Raw genomic sequence first — 20,382 nt, 5'->3', positions numbered from 1 at the left:
TCATTACCTGACCGGCATTCTCAGTTCAGCTTTTTCTCTGTCCGCACACTGCGCCCTTTATCATTAATGCTGATCAGCGTGACGGACTCTCCCGCAGATAAATGCCCGGTGTATGCCACCCGGCTCTCTGAATAAGGGGCGAGCATCACGGTGCTGATATGTGACGGCGCATTATCTCCGCCGGAGACGAGCGCGGATAATGTGAAATAGTAAGGCGTGGGGTTTTTCAGAATCAGTGTTTCTCCTGATAACGAGGCTGAAATCTGTTCCGGGACTGCATCCGGCGGCTGCAAAAGATCATCCGGCCGGTAAAACAGCTTTATCCGTGTCCGCAGGGCAAATTGCAGGGTATTACCGGTGGTGGCCGTCTTCGCCGGAATATCCACCACATTGAGATAAAAAACCGATTCCCGGTCGCGGGGAAGATTATTTTTCAGAACACGGATTTTCAGCTGTTGTCCGCCGCTCCCTGCAATCCGCGTCACCGGCGGTACCACCATAAAGGGTGCACTGCTGGTTTCCGGCGAGGAATTGATATCCCCCTCATCCACCCAGCTCTGCACCAGTGACGGCATGTCCCCGCTGTTGGTCAGCTGGATTTCTGTATTTTCCTGATTACCCGGAAAAATCACCCGCGTGGTATTGATGACAACACCAGCGTATCCCACCTGTATGCACAGGAGCAGAATGATCAGAATGCCTGTCCGCATCATGTCCTCCACCGGTTCAGTTGTAGGAAAAAACCAGAGTCGCGGAACTGCTTATTTTTCCCTGTGTTACCGCAGTCGGATTGTAGGGATAATAATACGCGCCGAGATCGACAGAGAACGCTGGTGAAACCGCGCTGCCTTTGGCGGCAGTGAAAATGCTGGTGGCACTGCCCTGAGCATTGGCACTGTCAGAAAACTGTACCGGACTGCTGAGATTATTGGCTTTCACCACCCGGAAGCCGACACCACCGGCACCGCCGGAAATGGTATTGGTCAGCACGGTTTTATCGGACGGCTGTAAATTGGACGACGACAGGAACATGGCAATATCCCGGGACGCGGTGTTACCCGGGAGGAGGCCGCCACAGGTAAAATTGAGGCGGAACGGGGTGTATCCGGCTTTATCGGTGGTTTTAACGGCATTGATACTCATCAGCGGCAGGCTGACGGTCAGCCCGGCATTGGTAAAGGTACAGGTGGTCACCGGCGGATTGTAAGTAATCTGCACCGGCTGCAAAAACATATCATTCGGATCGGACGGCCATTGCAGTGTCAGTAAAAACTGCAAAATCTTATTGAGAAGTGCTGCCAGCCAGCCCACCAGCCCCAGGGTGGTGGCATCAGAGGCAAAAATGACCGGTGTGATCGTCACAGTATTACCCGGAACTTTGGTGTAGTTGCCGGTCGGCGTGGTGACCAGATCAAAACGCAGTGTGAAACCGGTATTGAGTTCAGTCCCGTTGTGAGTACCGGCCGCCAGGCCGGAAACATTATTTTTTGTCAGTGCGGTCAGGGTGATATTGACGAGTTGTGCGCCGTTATTAAACCCGATTGTCGCTGTCCGGCCATTAAAGGGAGAGTCGATCCCGATGGTATTCGGAAACAGCGGCAATGCTGTCGTACAGGTAAACGGGCCGCTGAAGTTGGTCTGAGATACTTTGGATACGGTTGTGGTGGCGCCGATCAGATCAGCCGAAAGATCCAGCGCCACGGCCGGTGCTGTCTGGGTGGATGTTACCGAGCAGGTGGCATAAGCCGCCCTGCTGCTTATCACCGTCAGGAATAAAAGTAATACAGCGGCGGATGTTTTCATCATTGTTTCCTTTTACCGGCAGATATTGTGATTTTTATCCGGCGTGACCACCGGATTGCGGATAACACACTGCTGTTTCCCGTCTGCCGTCAGTTTTATGATCAGTGATGACGGCAACTGCCCGCTTTTCAGATAGAGCAGCCCTGACTGCCCGACATATCCCAGCGGCTGATGCTGCTCATCAGTCACTTCTGTGCCGAACGGCAGTGTGCTGCCGTTTTCCCGCGCCGCCCGCAGAATGAAAGTCTGACGGGGATCGGTTTCCATGCGGATATAACTGACCGCACCTTTATACGGGCTGACCTGGCCGATATTACCGGTCACTTCGGCACCGGAACTTTTTTCTGTGTCTGACAGAGTGTAAGAATTGGCGCGGTAAGGAACAGATTGTGTCATCAGCACCACACCATCACTGTTTGTCAGGGATGCTTTATCCGAATTCACCATCCGGTTACCGGCCTGCGGGGCATCAATAATGGTATAGGTATTGCCGGTGTCACCGGACATGGCGATGTGGCCCGGGATCGCGACGATAGTTCCTTTTGCCCCGGCGCCCGCCTGACGGTAATCGTTACCCTCACTGAATGAGCCGGACAGGGTGCTGTACGGGTTACGGTAAGTAAGGTTCGCGCCTGCAAGATTACTGCCGCCGTTCTGGTTTGAGCCGGTCAGCGTGTAGTTAACCAAATCATCTTTACCGGCTGTGCCGCTCAGGCTGACAGTAGCCTGCTGATAACGGGAATCGGTGGCGTAAATACCGCTGCTGAGTGATGCACTTTTACCGAAAACAGAAATCGGCACGCTGACATTCAGGTAAAACCGGGTTTCATTTTTATCATCAAAATTGCGGGTGCGTGATGCAGACACGGTATAGCTGATCTCGTTATAACTGTTTGAATATCCAAGCTGATATTCCCGGTTGCTGCCGCCGGAATTCCAGTAATCCCGGTGTGTGCCGGAGATATAAATCACCCCCCGGTTCTCTCCCAGATACTGATTTAAATTCACGGTGAAGGTATTTTTAGCGCGAGCACCGCGCATGGCATCCATTGTCATCAGATCCGGTATCTGACGCGGCGTGTTATCGGTGAGGTTTTCCTGCTCATTACGGTAAGCATCCCACGCCCGGTAGTTATCCTGCTGATAGATGGCATCGGTGAAACTGTAAAAATTCCCGGTGGAGTAGCGGTATGTCGCGAGAGTCAGGTTGGTGGAGGTGGTGCTGACAAACTTACTGTAGGTGATACGGTAGCTCTGGCCGCTTTTGTGGCCGGTTTTAAAGTCCGCATCCGCCTGTGTCACATCAACAGAAAGCGCACCGAACGGCAGATTCCAGGCACTGCCCGCCAAAAGAGAGCGGTAATCTTTTCCGGCAATCCCGCCGGTATACAGTGTCACGGTATTATTCAGCCCGTAACGGAATTCCCCCTGCACAAACTCCGGGCGGTAGTGTGTATTATCCAGGCGTGCCTGACCGGCGGTCAGACTGTAATTATAAATTCCCTCTTTCAGCATATCGGGTACAGCGGAGAAGGGGACGGTAAATGATTCTTTCCGTCCGTCTGCTTCCTGAATAATGACGGAAAAATCGCCGCTGCCGCCGGTCGGCTGAATATCACGGAACATAAACTCACCCGGCGGTACGTTTTCCTGAAAAATAAGATTGCCGTTCTGGTAAATACTGACGAGGGCGTTGGTCTGAGCAACACCCCGGATGATTGGTGCGAATCCCTGGCCGGACGGCGGCAGCATATTCATATCCGTTCCCAGTGATGCGCCTCTGAATTTAAAGCTGCCGAACATAGAAGGCGGCGTATAAAAATCCCCCAGCGTCAGCGCAGATAAAATACGGCTGATCGGACGGTAAAGATAACGGCTGTTATTTTTCCAGCCTTTATGTCCGCCGGAATAAGAGGTGTAAACCGATTCATCGCGGAATTGCCAGACACCGAGGTTCAGCCCGGAGTTTACTGTGGCAAAAAAGCTGTCATTGCTCTGTTTGTTATTCTTTTTTTGTCTGGCGTTATAGTAATTAACGTTATAGCCGAGAATAACGGCGGGCTGCCCGTTATCCCATAATTCCGGATCAATATAACCGGCATCGGCGGTCTTTACCCCGATTTGCGGCACGGACAAATCTAACCGTAATGTACTTTTATTCAGGTGGTAAGTCAGTCCGGAAGTCAGATCATCTGCCGGAACCGGCTGTTTCTCTGCGGATAATGTTTTCGCGTCATCAGAAAGATTCAGCCCGAGCTTATTAATATCTTCCGGCTGAAAATTCAGGGCATTATTATGCTCCCCTACTTCAACGGTAAACTGACCTTTCCAGGTGTTATTGACATAAACGTCCATCAGTTGATCGCCGGACGGCAGTGTATTTTCCTGATATAAACGTGAAATATCCCCTTTAGCGGATTCACCGGCCAGCAGGGTGGTATCGAACTCTTCCGTGAAGCCTTCGCGGGGATAGCTCCATAATCCGGCAATAATCAGAATCGGCAGGCAGTGTTGTGTTTTCACGTTATTATCGTCCGTCAGAAGGTAATATTCTTCGACTTATACACACCGTAATCATCCACATAGGTCACTGAGGCATTACGGGCTGCGGGTTTATTTTTCAGTGGTAATTGTTTTTCAGAAAATGGCGGAATCATTTCGGAGGCGGCCAGCCAGGTGTGGCTGCTGTCATTAGCATTGACCGCCGCAATGGTAAAATGATACGGGGAATTATTAGTGACGGATAAATGGTCACCGTTGAGCTTCCACTGAATATTATCAATAACCGTTTCCGGATTTGCCGTCAGCCCGGCTGGGCGGTAAAACAGCTTTATCCGTGACCGCAGGGCCACCTGTAACACACTTTTTCCTTTGGCATTGGCGGGCGTGGCCGGAATATCCAGCACACTGAGATAAAAGACACTTTCCCGGTCATCCGGTAGTTTTTCATTATTTTTCTTTATTTTAAGCTGCTGTCCCTGCATTCCGTCTATTTTGACAATCGGCGGATAAACATAAAACGGGGAACTGCTGTTTTCCGGTGTGGCATTAATGTCACCGTCATCTGTCCAGCTCTGGGCTAATGATGATGTCTGGCTGTTATTATTCAGCTGAACAGTAATGCTGTCATTTTCTTCATGATAAATAAGCCGCGTTCCGTTAATCACGATATTGGCGGTAGCATTACCTGATAAAATAAGCATCATCAGAAAAAAGAATCGGCGTTTCATTATATTCCCCTGTAAACAGTCAGGCTTTTTGACAAGCCTGACTGTCTGACAATGGTTATAAATAAGAGACTGTATAAATCACGTTGGAATGTACAGGCCCGACTTTTGCAGGAGAGGTATTGGTTTTGTAATAACTGGCAATTAATGTCACCTGATCCGATGCTGGTGCGGTTTTATCTCCCTTCACTCCGGTGTCATACGCCGCATTCAGTGAAAGTGCCACTGACGGTGCGGTTGTTGACGATAAACTGAACCCGACATTTTTCGCGACAGACGGATCCCCTTCATTAACGGTATCGTTAATCAGGTAGTTTCCGGTTGACGATATATTGTTGGGGGACGCGAAATGTATTTTCAGGTTACTTCCGGGCGGGACTGAAGCAGGTGCACAATCAGAGAATGTCATGGTAAATGCTTTCTGATTTTTGGTAATGACGGTATTTGCGGTTACCCCGGCATCCGTTACTGTAATCGGATCTAATAATACGGCGAAGTCGGCGCTGTTGCCTCCGTTAATAGTACAGGTGGTGTCACTGATAGCACCTGTGATGTTTATAATCCCGCCCGCAGCAGTGACCGCAGACGCTGAGCCTGAAAAAAAGGCGGCAGAAACTAATGCCGTAATAAGCGTTTTCTTTAACATGGTTAACTCCGGTAAAAATAAGATACCAGACTGACAAAAATAAGAGGCTATTTTTGCGGATTTTCATTTAAAGAGACTAATAAGAATCAGTCTATTTAAATCTATAATCATTAGGGATATTTACCAGTTCTTAATTTTTAAATTTACAGATATGTGATTATTGTCAAGGTTTATAAATTTTCATTTTCAGAACTTGTATTTTTTATAAGTTCGTATTCATTTTTTATTTTGGTGGTAATGGAAAGATAAATATACAAATAATAAGATGTGATTGTTTATTAACGGTTTTCTGATAAGTAATTTCTTTTAGATATTAATTTTAATTAACAGCTGTATGGAGCGTTTAGTATCTCTTATCATGGTCAGTGAATATTTCCGTAGAAAAAATAACGTATGATTTTATTTCGATAAATAATCATAAGTAATGTAATTAATTTTTTTAATAAAAATGGATAAATTAAAGATAATGGCTTGTTATTGCGGAGAGCGGATCTGCCCTTGTGTTCATCTTAGAACAATCAGTTATGGAATTATTCTTTCTTAGTATTTCAGGAACTAAGCAGGAGTTGATAGCGTGAGATGGTGATTTACACAAATTGACGTTTTCCGTGACTGATTCCAGGGGTGTGTATGAAACCGACATTATTTGTTCCGGCTCTGCTTGCCGGTTTAGCATTAGTAAGTGGTACAGCACAGGCTGATAAGCTTGATGATATTCAGAAAGCCGGCGTGATCCGTATTTCGGTTTTTGACAGCAACCCGCCGTTCGGATTTATCGACCCGCAGACCAAAAAACTGGCAGGTTATGACGTGGATATTGCACAGGCCGTTGCCGATGATCTCGGCGTGAAGCTGGAACTGCGTCCGACTAACCCGGCAAACCGTATTCCGCTGCTGGTCTCCGGCAAAGTGGATTTAATCGGGGCGAACTTCACCATTACCGGTGAGCGTGCGAAACAGGTGGATTTCTCCATTCCTGATTTTCAGACCGGACAAAAATTTATTGCCCGCAAAGGTGTGCTGAAAACCCCGGAAGATGTGGCAAAACTGCGCATCGGCGCGGATAAAGGTACCGTTCAGGAAGTGACGCTGCGCGAGAAATATCCGGGCACCAAAGTGATTTCTTATGATGATACCCCGCTGGCCTTCGCAGCACTGCGCAATGGTAACGTCGATGCTATCACGCAGGATGATGCCAAACTGGTCGGGTTGCTCGGTAACCTGCCGGAGTCAGTAAAAGCGGAGTTTGAACTCTCTCCGTTCAGTCTGACCCGTGAATACCAGGCGCTTGCAGCACCGAAAGGAGAAACCCGTCTGGTGGAAGCAGTGAACAAAACCCTGCTGAAACTCGAAAGTGAGGGCAAATCACAGCAGATTTATAACCAGTGGTTTGGTCCGGGCACCAAAGCCGAACAACCGCGCGGTGAATTTAAGTTCGCTCCGCTGGCTGACCAGCCGAAGTAACGTGAGTGTGTTTTCTGAATCAGGCCTCACTCCGGTGAGGCTTCCTGCATTTTTGCGGTAACAGACGGGATTAGCGGATGTTTGAGCAATTTATAAGTGCGCACTTACTTGCGCCGGAATATCTGGGATGGCTGGGGCAGGGGTTTGTGATCACCCTGCTTATCTCATTCTGGACGATTCTCGCGGCGACATTGCTGGGTTTCCTGCTGGTGGCCGGGCGGGACAGCCAGCTCGCACCGCTCCGCTGGTTAGTCAGTGCTTACACCAGTGTATTCCGTAATACGCCGCTGCTGGTACAGCTGTTTTTCTGGTATTTCGCCTCTGGAGAAATCCTGCCGCAGGCGCTGAAAATCTGGCTGAACACGCCGCATGAAATTGAACTGGCCGGGCTGACACTCGCATGGCCGTCATTTGAATTTATCGCCGGGTGGTTCGGGCTGACACTCTATTCTGCGCCGTTCATTGCGGAAGAACTACGGGCGGGAATTGCCGGTATCGGACGGCAGCAAAAATCAGCCGCACTGGCGCTCGGGCTGACTCCGTGGCAGTCCATGCGCTATGTGGTGCTGCCGCAGGCGGTCAGAATCGCCATGCCGCCGCTGCTCGGGCAGTATATGAATGTGGTGAAAAACTCGTCCCTGACTATGGCGATCGGTGTGGCTGAACTCTCTTATGCATCGCGTCAGGTGGAAAGTCAGTCCTTACAAACCTTTGAAGCCTTCGGAGTCGCGACGATCCTCTATATCGCCATTATTGCCGTAATGGAAGCCTTCGGGCAGTGGCGGACACAACGGGCACTGGCACAGGGGCATTAAGATGGACTTTTCCGTAATTCGTGATAACTGGGAATATCTGTTGTTCGGCACTTTCCCGGACGGTCCGCTTGAGGGTGCGGCACTGACGCTGGTGATCAGCCTGATTGCCGGGGCCATTTCCGTGGTGCTCGGGACTATCGGCGGAGTGATGCTGGCAATGCTGCGTGGCTGGTGGGTAAACCTGTTTGCGGCATTTCTCGGGTTTTTCCGCGCTATTCCCATCATTATGCTGATATTTTGGGTCTATTTCCTGCTGCCGATTGCCTTTGGTGTGGATGTGCCGGAAATTACCACGGTCGTCTGCGCACTGGCGCTGGTTACCTCGGCTTATATCGCCCACGGTGTGAAGGCCGGTATTCTGGCAATAGGCAAAGGGCAGTGGCAGGCGGGGATGTCTCTCGGTTTCAGCCGGTGGGAAGTGCTGTGGCATATTGTGTTGCCGCAGGCGCTGCGGATGATGATCCCGTCCTTTATTAATCAGTGGATTGCGCTGATTAAAGATACCTCGCTGGCCTATATCGTCGGTGTGGGGGAGTTGTCGTTCCTTGCGTCTCAGGTCAATAACCGCAGTATGGTCTACCCGACAGAGATTTTCCTGTTTGTTGCTTTTATCTATTTTGTGATGTGTTCCGGGCTGGAACTGGGGGCAAATGCGCTGATGCGCCGTTATTCATTACAGCGGCAGCCCCGTCAGTCGTGGCTTGCCCGTCTGTTTGGCCGGGGAAGAGAGAAACCGGTACGGCTGTCAGAAAAACCGGCATCCTGTTCATCATAAGTTTGATCAGTAACAATCCCGGTACGGTTAATGGCCGGGATTTTCCCGCAATGAAACGCAAACGTTTTCTTTTTGAAAACGATGCGGTAGGATAAGCCGAAAAAAACAAATTTCCGGGACTTCTTATTCATGACTACTCCGACTTCCGGCACTGATCCTCATCAGGGCCTGCTCCAGCGCGTGTTCAAATTACAGGAACACGGTACCACTGTCCGCACAGAAATTATTGCCGGGCTGACCACCTTCCTCACCATGGTGTATATCATTTTTGTAAACCCGCAGATCCTCTCGTTCGCCGGGATGGACATCAAAGCGGTGTTTGTCACCACCTGTCTGATCGCTGCCATCGGCAGTATCGGAATGGGGTTATTTGCTAACCTGCCGGTGGCGGTTGCGCCGGCAATGGGGCTGAATGCCTTTTTCGCCTTTGTGGTGGTAGGCGCGATGCACTACTCCTGGGAAGTGGCGATGGGCGCGATTTTCTGGGGTGCGGTCGGGCTGTTTATCCTGACCTTACTGCGCATCCGTTACTGGCTGATTGCCCATATCCCGCTGAGTCTGCGGGTCGGTATCACCAGTGGTATCGGGCTGTTTATCGCCATGATGGGGCTGAAAAACGCCGGTATTATTGTGCCGAACCCGGATACCCTGGTGACTATCGGTAAGTTTACCGATCACAGTGTGGTGCTGGGTGCACTGGGCTTCTTTATTATCGCCATTCTGGCCGCGCGCAATATCCATGCTGCGGTGCTGGTATCGATTGTGGTGACAACCTCCATCGGACTTTTCCTCGGGGATGTGACCTACAAGGGCGTGTTTGATGTGCCGCCGGGAATCACCTCGGTTGTCGGCCATGTTGATATTATGGGCGCGCTGGATTTATCTCTCGCCGGGATTATCTTCTCGTTTATGCTGGTGAACCTGTTTGACTCCTCCGGCACCCTGATCGGCGTGACTGATAAGGCCGGGCTGGCGGATGAAAAAGGCCGTTTCCCGAACATGAAAAAAGCGCTGTATGTGGACAGCATCAGCTCCGTCGCCGGTTCTGCGATGGGGACGTCCTCTGTTACCGCATTTATTGAAAGTACCTCCGGGGTTTCTGTCGGCGGGCGTACCGGCCTGACAGCTATCGTGGTCGGCCTGCTGTTCCTCGCGGCTATCTTTATTTCACCGCTGGCGTCAATGGTGCCGGCCTATGCGACTGCAGGGGCACTGATTTATGTCGGTGTGCTGATGACCTCCAGCCTGGTGCGGGTAAACTGGAATGATCTGACCGAATCCGTTCCGGCGTTTGTGACTGCCGTGATGATGCCGTTCAGCTTCTCTATCACAGAAGGGATTGCATTAGGGTTTATCGCTTACTGCGCAATGAAGCTGGGTACCGGCCGCTGGCGTGAGCTGAACCTGTGTGTGGTGGTGGTATCGCTGCTGTTTATTCTTAAAATGGTATTTGTGGACGCCTGATTACGATCCGTCTGAACAGACCCCCGGCAGCCGGACAACCGCTGCCGGGTTTTTTATATCAGGCTCAGGAGCGGCAGGGGAACGGGATCACGCAGTGCGCCATCCGCTGTGTAAACTGCTGATTATGCGAGGCCACAATCATCGGCAGATCCAGTTGTGTAAGAATGTCTTCCAGACGCTGAATATTTTTCTCATTGAGTCCGTTGGTCGGCTCATCCAGCAACAGAACAGACGGCGACATTGCCAGCACACCGGCCAGTGCGGTGAAGTTTTTCTCTCCGCCGGAAATCTCAGTCACAGCGCGGTCTTTCAGCCGGACAATATCCAGCATTTCCAGGCACTGTAAAGCGCGTTCCCGCGCCGCATCCTGTGTCATCCCCATATTCAGCGGACCAAACATCACATCATCCAGCACACCCGGGCCGAACAGTTGATCATCCGGATGCTGAAACAGCAATCCCAGAGGGCCGCGCACCTCTGTGAAATCATCTTCGGAAAGACGGGATTTACCGAAAACCGAAATATCCCCGGTGAACGGGATAAAACCTAACAGTGTGTGCAGCAGTGTTGATTTCCCGCTGCCGATATCACCGCACAGAAAAAGCCGTTCTCCGGCGTTCAGTTCAAAGCTCAGATCCTGAATTATCGGCGCATTGTTGCGGCTGACAACCAGATTGCTGACCTGAATCAGGGGATTTTGGGACGTCATTAACAGACCTTTTTGTATTAACAGAAGACGGACGCGCGTAAAAACCCCGGGCTTTCAGCGCCATTTCAGTGGTTTCCGCTTTGTGCATGGCTTTGATCAGCAGCAGGGCGACCAATTGGGACAACATGGTAAATGTCCGTTTATTCATCCCTTTGCGGAATCCCCGGGCTTTCATGGCCGTTTCAAGCTGTTGTTTGGTTTCGCTGAAAATCGCGATATAACGGATAGTCAGAATAAACAGCTTTATCAGTTTATCGGGCAGGGGATAACGTTTCACCGCACACGCCAGATCGATATCTGTCATGTTTGTCAGCATCGCAGAGACAAACAGCAGAATCGCATTCATTTTCAGCGTGATTTGCAGGGCGAGAAACACCCCGGCCGGGGACTGAACAATGCCCTGACTCTCAATTTTCCACGGCAGTGTCAGCCAGACAAACAGGATGAAAATATTCAGTTTCAGCACCGTCAGCAGTGAACGGCCCAACTGACGGCGGCGGCAGACAACAAACAGCAGAAAAGCACCCGACAGACCGGCAATAAGCCAGTCGGTCTGCCGGATACCGCTGAGCAGAAAAGCCCAGAGAACAGCAAGAAGCAGGCGCCGGTGAGGAGGCAGCCATTTATCCATAGGTATGCTGCCCGGGCTGATTGACCATCAGGGAGGCCGGACGCATTTTGGCCAGCGCCAGCAGGATCCCCACACTGATCAGGGAGTCGGTGACAAAAATCGGCAGGTGTCCGATAAACAGCAGCCAGACCAGATCGATATAGGATTTACCGCTGTCGAGCACCAGTGCCAGCGAGGTCAGGCACACCGTACCCAGCGTACCGATAACCCCGGCCATTACCCCGAGATAAACCAGACGTCCCTGACTCAGCCCCGGACGCAGGGAGTTACGGAACAGGTAATAGACCAGCAGCGCCGGGATAGAGATATTACACAGGTTAACCCCGAGAACCGCAAAGCCGCCGAAGGAGAAAAACAGCACCTGCAGCGCGAGGGCAATCAGGAATGCCGGGAAAACCGCCCAGCCGAGGAACAATCCGGCAAGTCCGTTTAAGATCAGATGCACACTGCTGACCCCGATCGGCACATGGATGGTACCGGCAACAAAGAATGCCGCCCCGAACAGGGCTGCCAGTGACAGACGCGAGGTATCCAGCTGGCGGATGCCGATGGCAACCCCGGCCGCAGCCACCACACCGGCACCGGCCAGAACAGGAAGATGTAATACGCCTTCAGATAAATGCATGGTCTTCCTCCTGTTATGCGGCGTTTTTAGCGGCCTGCTTTGTTAATTCACGGGCACGGAAGAATGCAATCACACCGAAAATACCCACGATATAGCCCACACCACCGAGAATATTCTGCAGATAGATTTTATTCTTCAGCTGGTCAATATCCTGGCGGATCTGAATATAACCGGAAGAGGAATCACTGCTGCCGGTGTTAGCTGAGGCGGAAATAACCGGAACTTCCGTTTCCACTTTGTGCCCTTCATCACCTTCAACATAGAGAATATAATCACCGGTCGCCGGGACTTCGATTTTAAAATACCCTTTTTCATCGGTCTTTCCGGATATTTCATCATCTTCGTGGCCTTTCAGATACGTACCGACATAAGTATCTTTTGCCGGAGACATATCAGAATAATAAGACTGGCCGCTGATCACATTCCCTTCCAGCTGTGCAACCACATGCATGGAGTGAGCTTGTGCTGTTGTTGCCAACAGCACCCCGTTAATCAGTAAAATGGCAAATAAATAAACAGATTTCATAACGTTTAATTACTCAGCGTCAAAAGATAAAACATATTCCAGCTGCTGGAACCCGTACTCTTTATTATCCGGTGTATCCAGTTTGTATTCGGCGTAAACTTTATTGGCACCTTTTTCAGCTTTGAATTTTGCCAGGCCGTCTTTGTTGGTCAGCACTCCCGGGTCTTCTTCGCTTTTGGCGATTTTCATGCCTTCCAGCGGCTGACCATCTTTCAGGGCTTTGATCTCAAACTCCTGACCGGCCACCGGTTTGGTCATCGGTACCAGCTCATAAGGGGTGTTAAAGACTTTTGTAGCGTTGTCATCCCACTTAACGATATTTTTGCTGAATTTAATCGGGTTCTTGCTGAACTCTGCATCCGGTACTTCAATTTTATTTTTCTCAACGGTGCGGCCATTCTTTAATTTACTCCAGACACCGTTGTCGTAACCTAATAATATAATGGATGCACTCTCAGGCATGACAAAGTAAGCTTCGCCATCTTTAAAGGTGGTACTGACGGTTTCCACTTTACCGTCATGCATTACAGCCTGAACCGGTTTTAATTTATTTTCCGGATATTTTTCTGTCGGATTATGACCAAAACGGACAACATAATCAGAGCCGTCAGTTTGTTCAATCCAAATATTGTGCGCATTTGCCTGAAAACTACCAAATAACAGGGCGGCTGAAATTAACGTCATTTTCTTCAGAGACATAAAAATACCTTTCGATTAAGTTGCGGGATTATTTACGGCCGAGTATAGATGAGTGAAAATGAAAATAAGACCTTAAATTCAGAAGAATAATTAATATCAGGAATAGCTCACAGTAAATTGTTAAATATTTATTTACCGCAAACGTTTTTTTTTAATGGTCTTGGGCGGGTTGTTAATCTATTGCGTGAGGGTTATTTTTTGTCTCTGAAATGTTATGAGTGTAATGAATATTCGTTGAATGAATATTTACAGGATTTAAATGTCACTTTATGATGTATTTTTCACCGTTTATCAGCGGGCTCAGTGGATCATTCTGATGAATCAAGAAAACCGGGGCGCCAGCCGGAGATCATAAAGAAATAATTGATATAAACTCATAAAGTAAAAAAGTTCCTGATCAACGATCAAGAACTTTCCGGGGAAACACGTAACAACTTATCCGCGCCGGATCAACAAAACGCCGCTTTCCATGTGCGGGGTGTACGGAAACTGATCAAACAGCGCCAGCCGCACGACATCATGTGTCTGGTTCAGTGTTTCCAGATTTTCACATAATGTTTCCGGATTACAGGAAATATACATAATCCGCTCGTAGCCCTGAACCAGTTTAACGGTTTCCGCATCCAGTCCGCTGCGCGGCGGATCGACAAATATGGTATTACATTCATAAGAGGACAGATCAATTCCCGCCAGGCGGTTAAATTCACGCGCGCCCTGCATCGCCTGTGTGAAATCTTCCGCGGACATACGGATAATCTGCACATTATCGATATGGTTAGCATCGATATTATATTGCGCGGCAGCCACTGACGGTTTGGCGATTTCGGTTGCCAGCACGCGGCGGAAATTACGCGCCAGCGCCAGTGAGAAATTACCGTTACCGCAATACAGCTCCAGCAAATCGCCCTGTGAACCTTCTGTCGCGGCAAGTGCCCACTCCAGCATATGAATATTGACCGCTGCATTCGGCTGCGTGAAGCTGTTTTCAACCTGGCGGTAAATCATCTCTTTACCTGCGACCGGTAAAACTTCATCAACATAATCATTATCCAGCATGATTTTTGTTTTAGAGGCACGGCCAATCAACTGTAAATCAAAACCCTGTGACTGCAATTGTGCCCGTAATGTTTTAGCGGCCTCTGTCCAGCTGTCATCGAGTTTTTTATGATAGAGCAGGGAAACAATAATTTTGTTGCTGCGTGTCGACAGATAATCAATCTGAAAAAGTTTATGACGCAGAAGATGAGTCTGTTTCAGTAACGGCAAAATGGCCTGCATCATGTCATTAATCAGCTGGCTTGCGGCCGGGAAGGTATCAATCCGGATACGCTGTTTGGTCTGCTGATCAAACATGATATGCCAGAGGTCATCCCCTTCATGCCAGATACGGAATTCGGCGCGCATCCGGTAGTGTGAAACTGGTGACGCAAATACGTGAGCATCCGGCGCCTGAAAAGGCTGCATCATTGTTTGCAGACTTCTTACCTTCTCCGCAAGTTGTTCTTCATAATTTTCAATAGGTAACGTGTTATGCATGGCGCGTCGATCCGTTTTGCTGATCACAAAAATTGTTCGTGTGTTTATGAATAAAGTGTCCCGCCCGACAATTCAGATATCTTACTCTGGACAGGTTTTAAAACCGGATCGTAGCATGATAATTCGGTTTCTTCATAAGAATGAAAAGGGAATCCGGTGAAATTCCGGAACTGGCGCGCAGCGGTAATGGTAAAAGCAACACGATGACACTGTTATAAATGACGGGAAGTCGTTGCGGGGAATAATGTGGTACCCTCCTGAGTCCGAAGACCTGCCGAAGATTTGTCGTCCGTCCTGCTGACGCTACAAAGCAGACGGGTGGCATCCTCTTTATATATATGTGGGTGCTCAGGAAAAAATGAAAATGACCTCGCCTTATGCGCTGTCCGCTGTCGGACTGGCCGTGTTTTCCGCGTTATCGTTTAGCGCTTCTGCTAATACTAATGATGATCAGATAATTGTTTCTGCTAACCGATTCCAGCAGCCGGTTTCGTCTGTGCTGGCGCCGGTAACCGTTGTGACCCGTGAAGAGATAGATAAGTGGCAGTCGAATTCTGTCGTCGATATTCTGCGCCGGTTACCGGGGGTGGATGTGACACAGAGCGGCGGTCTGGGCCAGAACAGTACAGTATCGGTTCGCGGGACAGACGCAAAACATTTACTGGTATTGATAGATGGTGTCCGTCTGAATAATGCCGGTATTTCCGGTCAGCCGGATCTGAATCAGTTCCCGGTGGCACTGGTACAGCGGGTTGAGTATATCCGTGGTGCACGTTCTGCTGTGTATGGTTCGGATGCCATAGGTGGTGTGCTGAATATAATTACTATCCGCGATGACATCGGCTCAAATATCACAGCGGGTATTGGTTCACACGGCTATCAGAATTATACCGGAACCACTCAGCAGCAGATTGGCGAAAATACGAGGGTCACTGCTGCGGGAGCATATACCTACTCCAAAGGTTTCGAAATTCGTAATGACTATGATGGCTATTACACACCTAGCGGCCGTGATTATGGGTTCATGAATAAAACATATTGGCTGGACGTCAATCATAAGCTGAATGAGCAGTTTTCAGTATATGGCCGAGCTTATGGATATGATAATCGCAGCAAATACTTTGCAATGAAATCAGCAGAGTGGTCGCGACCGGAAGATCCTGCGAATGACCGCCGCGAGCTGGAAAACCGCACGTATGATGCAGGCGTAACTTTTAATCAGGATGATTACTCCTCCCAATTGCTCATGAGCTACAGTAGGGTCAAAGATTACAACTATGATAACCGTTACGGGCGTTATGAAAAAAGTGCAACATTAGACAATTCAAAACAGTATTCAGTCCAGTGGGGTAACAATTACCGTGTGGGCTATGGCAGTATCAACGCTGGGGTTGATTATCAGAAACAGGAAACAGAACCGGGTACAGCGCTTACCGCAGAAAGTAAATCCGTCTCTGATACTGGGTTATATCTGACTGCACAACAGCAGATTGATAATTTTATTTTGGAAGGGGCAGTACGCTCTGATCATCATTCTCAATTCGGATGGCATACAACCTGGCAGACAAGTGCTGGCTGGGAATTTATTGATGGATATCGTGTCATCGGTTCTTATGCAACAGGTTTCAAAGCGCCGACATTAGGTCAGCTTTATGCGGATACAGTATTTGATGGCGGAGGAATATTGAAAGGAAATTCAAATCTGAAGCCTGAAGAAAGTGAACAGTGGGAACTAGGTCTGGAGGGTGATACCGGACCATTGTCATGGAAATTATCCGGTTATCGTAATGAGATCAAAAACCTCATCGAATATGATATCGGTATGGTCAGTACATACAGTAACCGCAGCAAGGCTGAGTTCAAAGGTTTGGAATGGGTCGGTGAGATGGATACGGGCATTTTCCACCATCAGCTGACTTATCAGTATCTGGATGCAAGAAATAAAGATACTAATGAACGATTAGATCGCAGGGCAAGACAGCAGGTAAAATACCAGTTGGACTGGGTGATTACTGATGTTGATATGGGCGTGACATATCAGTATATCAGTCAGCGGGCAGATAAGTTTTATAACGACAAAACCTATAAAACTGAAAGTGTATCGTTGGGTGGAACAAGTGTTTTTGATATCACAGCTGCATATCCGATCACTGACCATCTGACAATTCGTGGTAAAGTAGCTAACCTGTTTGATAAAGACTACGAGACTGCGTATGGCTATCGAACCGCTGGCCGCGAATACTTCCTCACAGGAAGCTACAACTTCTGATCCGAAAACCCGCCCGACAGTGCTGCTGTTTGACTCCGGCATGGGCGGTTTATCTGTCTATCAGGAAGTAAGAAAATTACTTCCTGATCTCCACTATATATATGCATTCGATAATGAGGCGTTTCCTTACGGTGAAAAAACCGAAGCCTTTATTGTCGAACGTGTGACTAAGATTGTCCGCCAGATTGCTCTGCAGCATCCGCTGGCAGTGATTGTCATTGCCTGTAATACCGCAAGCACTATTACGCTGCCTGCACTGCGTGCAATGTCTGATATTCCGGTGGTCGGCGTGGTTCCGGCGATTAAACCGGCAGCGAAACTGACACGCAACGGCCTGGTCGGGCTGCTGGCAACGCGGGCAACGGTAAAACGGGCTTACACCCGGGAACTGATTGACCGGTTTGCTTCTGAGTGTCAGGTATCACTACTAGGGTCGGCGGAGCTGGTCGAACTCGCAGAGCGCAAGCTGTATGGTGAGGCGATTCCGGCAGGTGCCCTGGAAACTATCCTTGCGCCGTGGCGGAATATGAAAGAGCCACCTGACACAGTAGTTCTGGGATGCACTCACTTCCCGCTGATTGCCGAAGAACTGAAATCAGCATTACCCGACGGCACCCGGCTGGTGGATTCCGGGGCGGCGATTGCCCGCCGCGTGCAGTGGTTAATCAATAACAGCGAGAAACCTCATCACTTAACCGCTGAAAAAAATGTGGCGTATTGCATGCGGAATGATGAAACGACACAGAAATTACAGCCTGTTTTGCAGCAATTGGGACTCGAATCGCTGAAAAAACTGACGATTACAGGATGATTTGCTGCATTAATCAGCAGTCAGCACATTTTTATAAATTACCCCTTGCGGTCAGATGAAAACTCCCTATAATGCGCATCCGTTGTCACAGCACAGAACGCGAAGTCTGCTGAGATAACAAGGTGAAAAGTCTGAAAATAAATACTTGACACCAAATGAGGAAAGCGTAATATACGCAGCCTCGCAACAACGCAGAAGACCGGCAACGGCAGCGAAGGTTGCAACTGCTCTTTAACAATTTATCAGACAATCTGTGTGGGCACTCGCAGGACATATCACAAAAAATATATTTTTGAGAAGTCTTGAAGAGTGACCAATACAGCAGCTTAGTAATAAGCAGCAGTAAACAGTTTAATTCTTTGAGCATCAGACACTTTTAATTGAAGAGTTTGATCATGGCTCAGATTGAACGCTGGCGGCAGGCCTAACACATGCAAGTCGGGCGGTAACAGGGAGAAGCTTGCTTCTCCGCTGACGAGCGGCGGACGGGTGAGTAATGTATGGGGATCTGCCTGATGGCGGGGGATAACTACTGGAAACGGTAGCTAATACCGCATAATGTCTTCGGACCAAAGCGGGGGACCTCCGGGCCTCGCGCCATCAGATGAACCCATATGGGGATTAGCTAGTAGGTGAGGTAACGGCTTACCTGAGGCGACGATCCCTCAGCTGGTCTGAGAGGATGATCAGCCACACTGGGACTGAGACACGGCCCAGACTCCTACGGGGAGGCAGCAGTGGGGAACATTGCACAATGGGCGCAAGCCTGATGCAGCCATGCCGCGTGTATGAAGAAGGCCTTCGGGTTGTAAAGTACTTTCAGTCGGGAGGAAGGTGTCAAGGTTAATAACCTTGGCAATTGACGTTACCGACAGAAGAAGCACCGGCTAACTCCGTGCCAGCAGCCGCGGTAATACGGAGGGTGCAAGCGTTAATCGGAATTACTGGGCGTAAAGCGCACGCAGGCGGTTGATTGAGTCAGATGTGAAATCCCCGGGCTTAACCCGGGAATTGCATCTGATACTGGTCAGCTAGAGTCTTGTAGAGGGGGGTAGAATTCCATGTGTAGCGGTGAAATGCGTAGAGATGTGGAGGAATACCGGTGGCGAAGGCGGCCCCCTGGACAAAGACTGACGCTCAGGTGCGAAAGCGTGGGGAGCAAACAGGATTAGATACCCTGGTAGTCCACGCTGTAAACGATGTCGACTTGGAGGTTGTGCCCTTGAGGCGTGGCTTCCGGAGCTAACGCGTTAAGTCGACCGCCTGGGGAGTACGGCCGCAAGGTTAAAACTCAAATGAATTGACGGGGGCCCGCACAAGCGGTGGAGCATGTGGTTTAATTCGATGCAACGCGAAGAACCTTACCTGACTCTTGACATCCAGAGAACTTAGCAGAGATGCTTTGGTGCCTTCGGGAACTCTGAGACAGGTGCTGCATGGCTGTCGTCAGCTCGTGTTGTGAAATGTCGGGTTAAGTCCCGCAACGAGCGCAACCCTTATCCTTTGTTGCCAGCGCGTGATGGCGGGAACTCAAAGGAGACTGCCGGTGATAAACCGGAAGAAGGTGGGGATGACGTCAAGTCATCATGGCCCTTACGAGTAGGGCTACACACGTGCTACAATGGCGTATACAAAGGGAAGCGACCCCGCGAGGGCAAGCGGAACTCATAAAAGTACGTCGTAGTCCGGATTGGAGTCTGCAACTCGACTCCATGAAGTCGGAATCGCTAGTAATCGTAAATCAGAATGCTACGGTGAATACGTTCCGGGCCTTGTACACACCGCCCGTCACACCATGGGAGTGGGTTGCAAAAGAAGTAGGTAGCTTAACCTCTCGGGAGGGCGCTTACCACTTTGTGATTCATGACTGGGGTGAAGTCGTAACAAGGTAACCGTAGGGGAACCTGCGGTTGGATCACCTCCTTACCTAGTTGATACTGAATGTGAGTGTTCACACAGATTGTCTGATAGAAAATGAGCAGAGAGCGTCTGCGAAGCTGACTAATGTCCCCTTCGTCTAGAGGCCCAGGACACCGCCCTTTCACGGCGGTAACAGGGGTTCGAATCCCCTAGGGGACGCCAGTCTGCGCGGATGAGTGAAAGTCATCTGCAAATAATGATTAAGCTGATTCAAGAGTCAGCTTAACAATTATGCTCTTTAACAATCCGGAACAAGCTGAAAAATTGAAACAATCAATATTATCACCGAGGTAATATTGATGAGTCTCTCAGCCAAGCAACAGAACGTGTTACTACGACACGGCGAGCGAAGTTATTTCGCGGAGGCCGGAGCACAGTGAGCGGAGCATACTCAGGTATGTGAGCATCACGAGCACCGCCCGACAAAGAAATCGCAAAGCACAGCCTGTCGGATAAGACACT

17 protein-coding genes, 1 tRNA gene, 1 rRNA gene and 1 riboswitch are annotated in these 20,382 nt (G+C 49.5%); of the genes, 8 read left to right on the top strand and 11 right to left on the bottom strand.

The features are described from left to right. Positions 1 to 20: 20 nt before the first annotated feature. The 5 genes from JL661_RS16520 to JL661_RS16500 are packed head-to-tail and all read right to left on the bottom strand — an operon-like array spanning position 21 to position 5,676. Positions 21 to 713 carry a fimbrial biogenesis chaperone gene (locus tag JL661_RS16520; RefSeq protein ID WP_062773327.1) on the bottom strand — a complete coding sequence of 231 codons (693 nt, stop codon included), beginning with the start codon at positions 711 to 713 and terminating at the stop codon, positions 21 to 23. Between the two features lie 13 nt (positions 714 to 726). Beyond that, on the bottom strand, positions 727 to 1,806 hold the full coding sequence (locus JL661_RS16515) for a fimbrial protein (RefSeq protein ID WP_004237983.1): 1,080 nt from the start codon (positions 1,804 to 1,806) through the stop codon (positions 727 to 729). Positions 1,807 to 1,815: 9 nt separating this feature from the next. After that, a complete protein-coding gene (locus JL661_RS16510; RefSeq protein WP_062773324.1) occupies positions 1,816 to 4,326 on the bottom strand; it encodes a fimbria/pilus outer membrane usher protein in 2,511 nt (836 codons plus the stop codon). Positions 4,327 to 4,340: 14 nt separating this feature from the next. Beyond that, positions 4,341 to 5,033, bottom strand: coding sequence for a fimbrial biogenesis chaperone (locus JL661_RS16505; protein ID WP_004237986.1), 693 nt, complete (start codon positions 5,031 to 5,033; stop codon positions 4,341 to 4,343). A 55-nt stretch (positions 5,034 to 5,088) separates the two neighbouring features. Further along, positions 5,089 to 5,676: a fimbrial protein gene (locus JL661_RS16500; RefSeq protein WP_004237987.1), complete on the bottom strand. Its 588-nt coding sequence runs from the start codon at positions 5,674 to 5,676 to the stop codon at positions 5,089 to 5,091. A gap of 630 nt (positions 5,677 to 6,306) precedes the next feature. On the opposite strand from JL661_RS16500, the gene JL661_RS16495 reads away from it, so the two are divergent. The 4 genes from JL661_RS16495 to JL661_RS16480 all read left to right on the top strand — a co-directional run bounded on the left by JL661_RS16495 (position 6,307) and on the right by JL661_RS16480 (position 10,194). Then, positions 6,307 to 7,140, top strand: coding sequence for an ABC transporter substrate-binding protein (locus JL661_RS16495; RefSeq protein ID WP_004237988.1), 834 nt, complete (start codon positions 6,307 to 6,309; stop codon positions 7,138 to 7,140). Between the two features lie 77 nt (positions 7,141 to 7,217). Beyond that, the gene (locus tag JL661_RS16490; protein ID WP_004237989.1) at positions 7,218 to 7,955 is read left to right on the top strand and encodes an amino acid ABC transporter permease; all 738 of its coding nucleotides are present in this window, start codon (positions 7,218 to 7,220) and stop codon (positions 7,953 to 7,955) included. A gap of 1 nt (position 7,956) precedes the next feature. Further along, positions 7,957 to 8,730 (top strand): amino acid ABC transporter permease, encoded by a 774-nt coding sequence (locus JL661_RS16485; protein WP_004237990.1) that lies wholly within the window; start codon positions 7,957 to 7,959, stop codon positions 8,728 to 8,730. A 129-nt stretch (positions 8,731 to 8,859) separates the two neighbouring features. Further along, a complete protein-coding gene (locus JL661_RS16480) occupies positions 8,860 to 10,194 on the top strand; it encodes an NCS2 family permease (protein ID WP_004237991.1) in 1,335 nt (444 codons plus the stop codon). Between the two features lie 64 nt (positions 10,195 to 10,258). Here JL661_RS16480 and JL661_RS16475 read toward each other — a convergent pair whose 3' ends face one another. From JL661_RS16475 to trmA, 6 genes are all read right to left on the bottom strand, one after another. Further along, on the bottom strand, positions 10,259 to 10,903 hold the full coding sequence (locus tag JL661_RS16475) for an energy-coupling factor ABC transporter ATP-binding protein (protein WP_015422339.1): 645 nt from the start codon (positions 10,901 to 10,903) through the stop codon (positions 10,259 to 10,261). Further along, on the bottom strand, positions 10,818 to 11,534 hold the full coding sequence (locus JL661_RS16470; RefSeq protein ID WP_004237993.1) for an energy-coupling factor transporter transmembrane component T family protein: 717 nt from the start codon (positions 11,532 to 11,534) through the stop codon (positions 10,818 to 10,820). Before JL661_RS16470 ends, JL661_RS16475 begins: the two co-directional genes overlap by 86 nt. Beyond that, entirely contained in the window at positions 11,527 to 12,159 is a 633-nt protein-coding gene (gene cbiM / locus JL661_RS16465) for a cobalt transporter CbiM (protein WP_004237994.1), read from the bottom strand. The genes JL661_RS16470 and cbiM overlap by 8 nt, the downstream gene beginning before the upstream one ends. A 13-nt stretch (positions 12,160 to 12,172) precedes the next feature. Further along, positions 12,173 to 12,685, bottom strand: coding sequence for a nickel ECF transporter (locus tag JL661_RS16460; protein WP_004904707.1), 513 nt, complete (start codon positions 12,683 to 12,685; stop codon positions 12,173 to 12,175). A gap of 9 nt (positions 12,686 to 12,694) precedes the next feature. After that, entirely contained in the window at positions 12,695 to 13,384 is a 690-nt protein-coding gene (locus JL661_RS16455; protein ID WP_036424784.1) for a DUF4198 domain-containing protein, read from the bottom strand. Positions 13,385 to 13,819: 435 nt separating this feature from the next. Then, entirely contained in the window at positions 13,820 to 14,920 is a 1,101-nt protein-coding gene (gene trmA, locus JL661_RS16450) for a tRNA (uridine(54)-C5)-methyltransferase TrmA (protein ID WP_062773321.1), read from the bottom strand. A 107-nt stretch (positions 14,921 to 15,027) separates the two neighbouring features. After that, positions 15,028 to 15,213, top strand: a riboswitch (cobalamin riboswitch). A gap of 65 nt (positions 15,214 to 15,278) precedes the next feature. Here trmA and btuB point away from each other — a divergent pair. From btuB to JL661_RS16430, 4 genes are all read left to right on the top strand, one after another. Then, the gene (gene btuB, locus JL661_RS16445) at positions 15,279 to 17,189 is read left to right on the top strand and encodes a TonB-dependent vitamin B12 receptor BtuB (RefSeq protein WP_036424781.1); all 1,911 of its coding nucleotides are present in this window, start codon (positions 15,279 to 15,281) and stop codon (positions 17,187 to 17,189) included. Next, a complete protein-coding gene (gene murI / locus JL661_RS16440) occupies positions 17,134 to 18,000 on the top strand; it encodes a glutamate racemase (RefSeq protein ID WP_036424778.1) in 867 nt (288 codons plus the stop codon). The genes btuB and murI overlap by 56 nt, the downstream gene beginning before the upstream one ends. A 377-nt stretch (positions 18,001 to 18,377) precedes the next feature. Next, a 16S ribosomal RNA gene (locus tag JL661_RS16435) occupies positions 18,378 to 19,926 on the top strand. Positions 19,927 to 20,006: 80 nt separating this feature from the next. Then, positions 20,007 to 20,082 (top strand) — tRNA-Glu (locus JL661_RS16430). Positions 20,083 to 20,382: the final 300 nt, after the last annotated feature.

The organism is Morganella morganii (assembly GCF_019243775.1).
Taxonomy (GTDB): domain Bacteria; phylum Pseudomonadota; class Gammaproteobacteria; order Enterobacterales; family Enterobacteriaceae; genus Morganella; species Morganella morganii.
This window is presented reverse-complemented; position numbering and strand designations above follow the sequence as displayed.

What these genes read in the sequence shown, in the direction of transcription:
- murI (WP_036424778.1), top strand. Translation starts at nt 17,134, where the DNA reads ATGGCTATCGAACCGCTGGCCGCGAATACTTCCTCACAGGAAGCTACA.
- JL661_RS16515 (WP_004237983.1), bottom strand. Translation starts at nt 1,806, where the DNA reads ATGATGAAAACATCCGCCGCTGTATTACTTTTATTCCTGACGGTGATA.
- JL661_RS16475 (WP_015422339.1), bottom strand. Translation starts at nt 10,903, where the DNA reads ATGACGTCCCAAAATCCCCTGATTCAGGTCAGCAATCTGGTTGTCAGC.
- JL661_RS16495 (WP_004237988.1), top strand. Translation starts at nt 6,307, where the DNA reads ATGAAACCGACATTATTTGTTCCGGCTCTGCTTGCCGGTTTAGCATTA.
- JL661_RS16490 (WP_004237989.1), top strand. Translation starts at nt 7,218, where the DNA reads ATGTTTGAGCAATTTATAAGTGCGCACTTACTTGCGCCGGAATATCTG.
- btuB (WP_036424781.1), top strand. Translation starts at nt 15,279, where the DNA reads ATGAAAATGACCTCGCCTTATGCGCTGTCCGCTGTCGGACTGGCCGTG.
- JL661_RS16460 (WP_004904707.1), bottom strand. Translation starts at nt 12,685, where the DNA reads ATGAAATCTGTTTATTTATTTGCCATTTTACTGATTAACGGGGTGCTG.
- JL661_RS16520 (WP_062773327.1), bottom strand. Translation starts at nt 713, where the DNA reads ATGATGCGGACAGGCATTCTGATCATTCTGCTCCTGTGCATACAGGTG.
- JL661_RS16485 (WP_004237990.1), top strand. Translation starts at nt 7,957, where the DNA reads ATGGACTTTTCCGTAATTCGTGATAACTGGGAATATCTGTTGTTCGGC.
- JL661_RS16480 (WP_004237991.1), top strand. Translation starts at nt 8,860, where the DNA reads ATGACTACTCCGACTTCCGGCACTGATCCTCATCAGGGCCTGCTCCAG.
- JL661_RS16455 (WP_036424784.1), bottom strand. Translation starts at nt 13,384, where the DNA reads ATGTCTCTGAAGAAAATGACGTTAATTTCAGCCGCCCTGTTATTTGGT.
- trmA (WP_062773321.1), bottom strand. Translation starts at nt 14,920, where the DNA reads ATGCATAACACGTTACCTATTGAAAATTATGAAGAACAACTTGCGGAG.
- JL661_RS16505 (WP_004237986.1), bottom strand. Translation starts at nt 5,033, where the DNA reads ATGAAACGCCGATTCTTTTTTCTGATGATGCTTATTTTATCAGGTAAT.
- JL661_RS16500 (WP_004237987.1), bottom strand. Translation starts at nt 5,676, where the DNA reads ATGTTAAAGAAAACGCTTATTACGGCATTAGTTTCTGCCGCCTTTTTT.
- cbiM (WP_004237994.1), bottom strand. Translation starts at nt 12,159, where the DNA reads ATGCATTTATCTGAAGGCGTATTACATCTTCCTGTTCTGGCCGGTGCC.
- JL661_RS16470 (WP_004237993.1), bottom strand. Translation starts at nt 11,534, where the DNA reads ATGGATAAATGGCTGCCTCCTCACCGGCGCCTGCTTCTTGCTGTTCTC.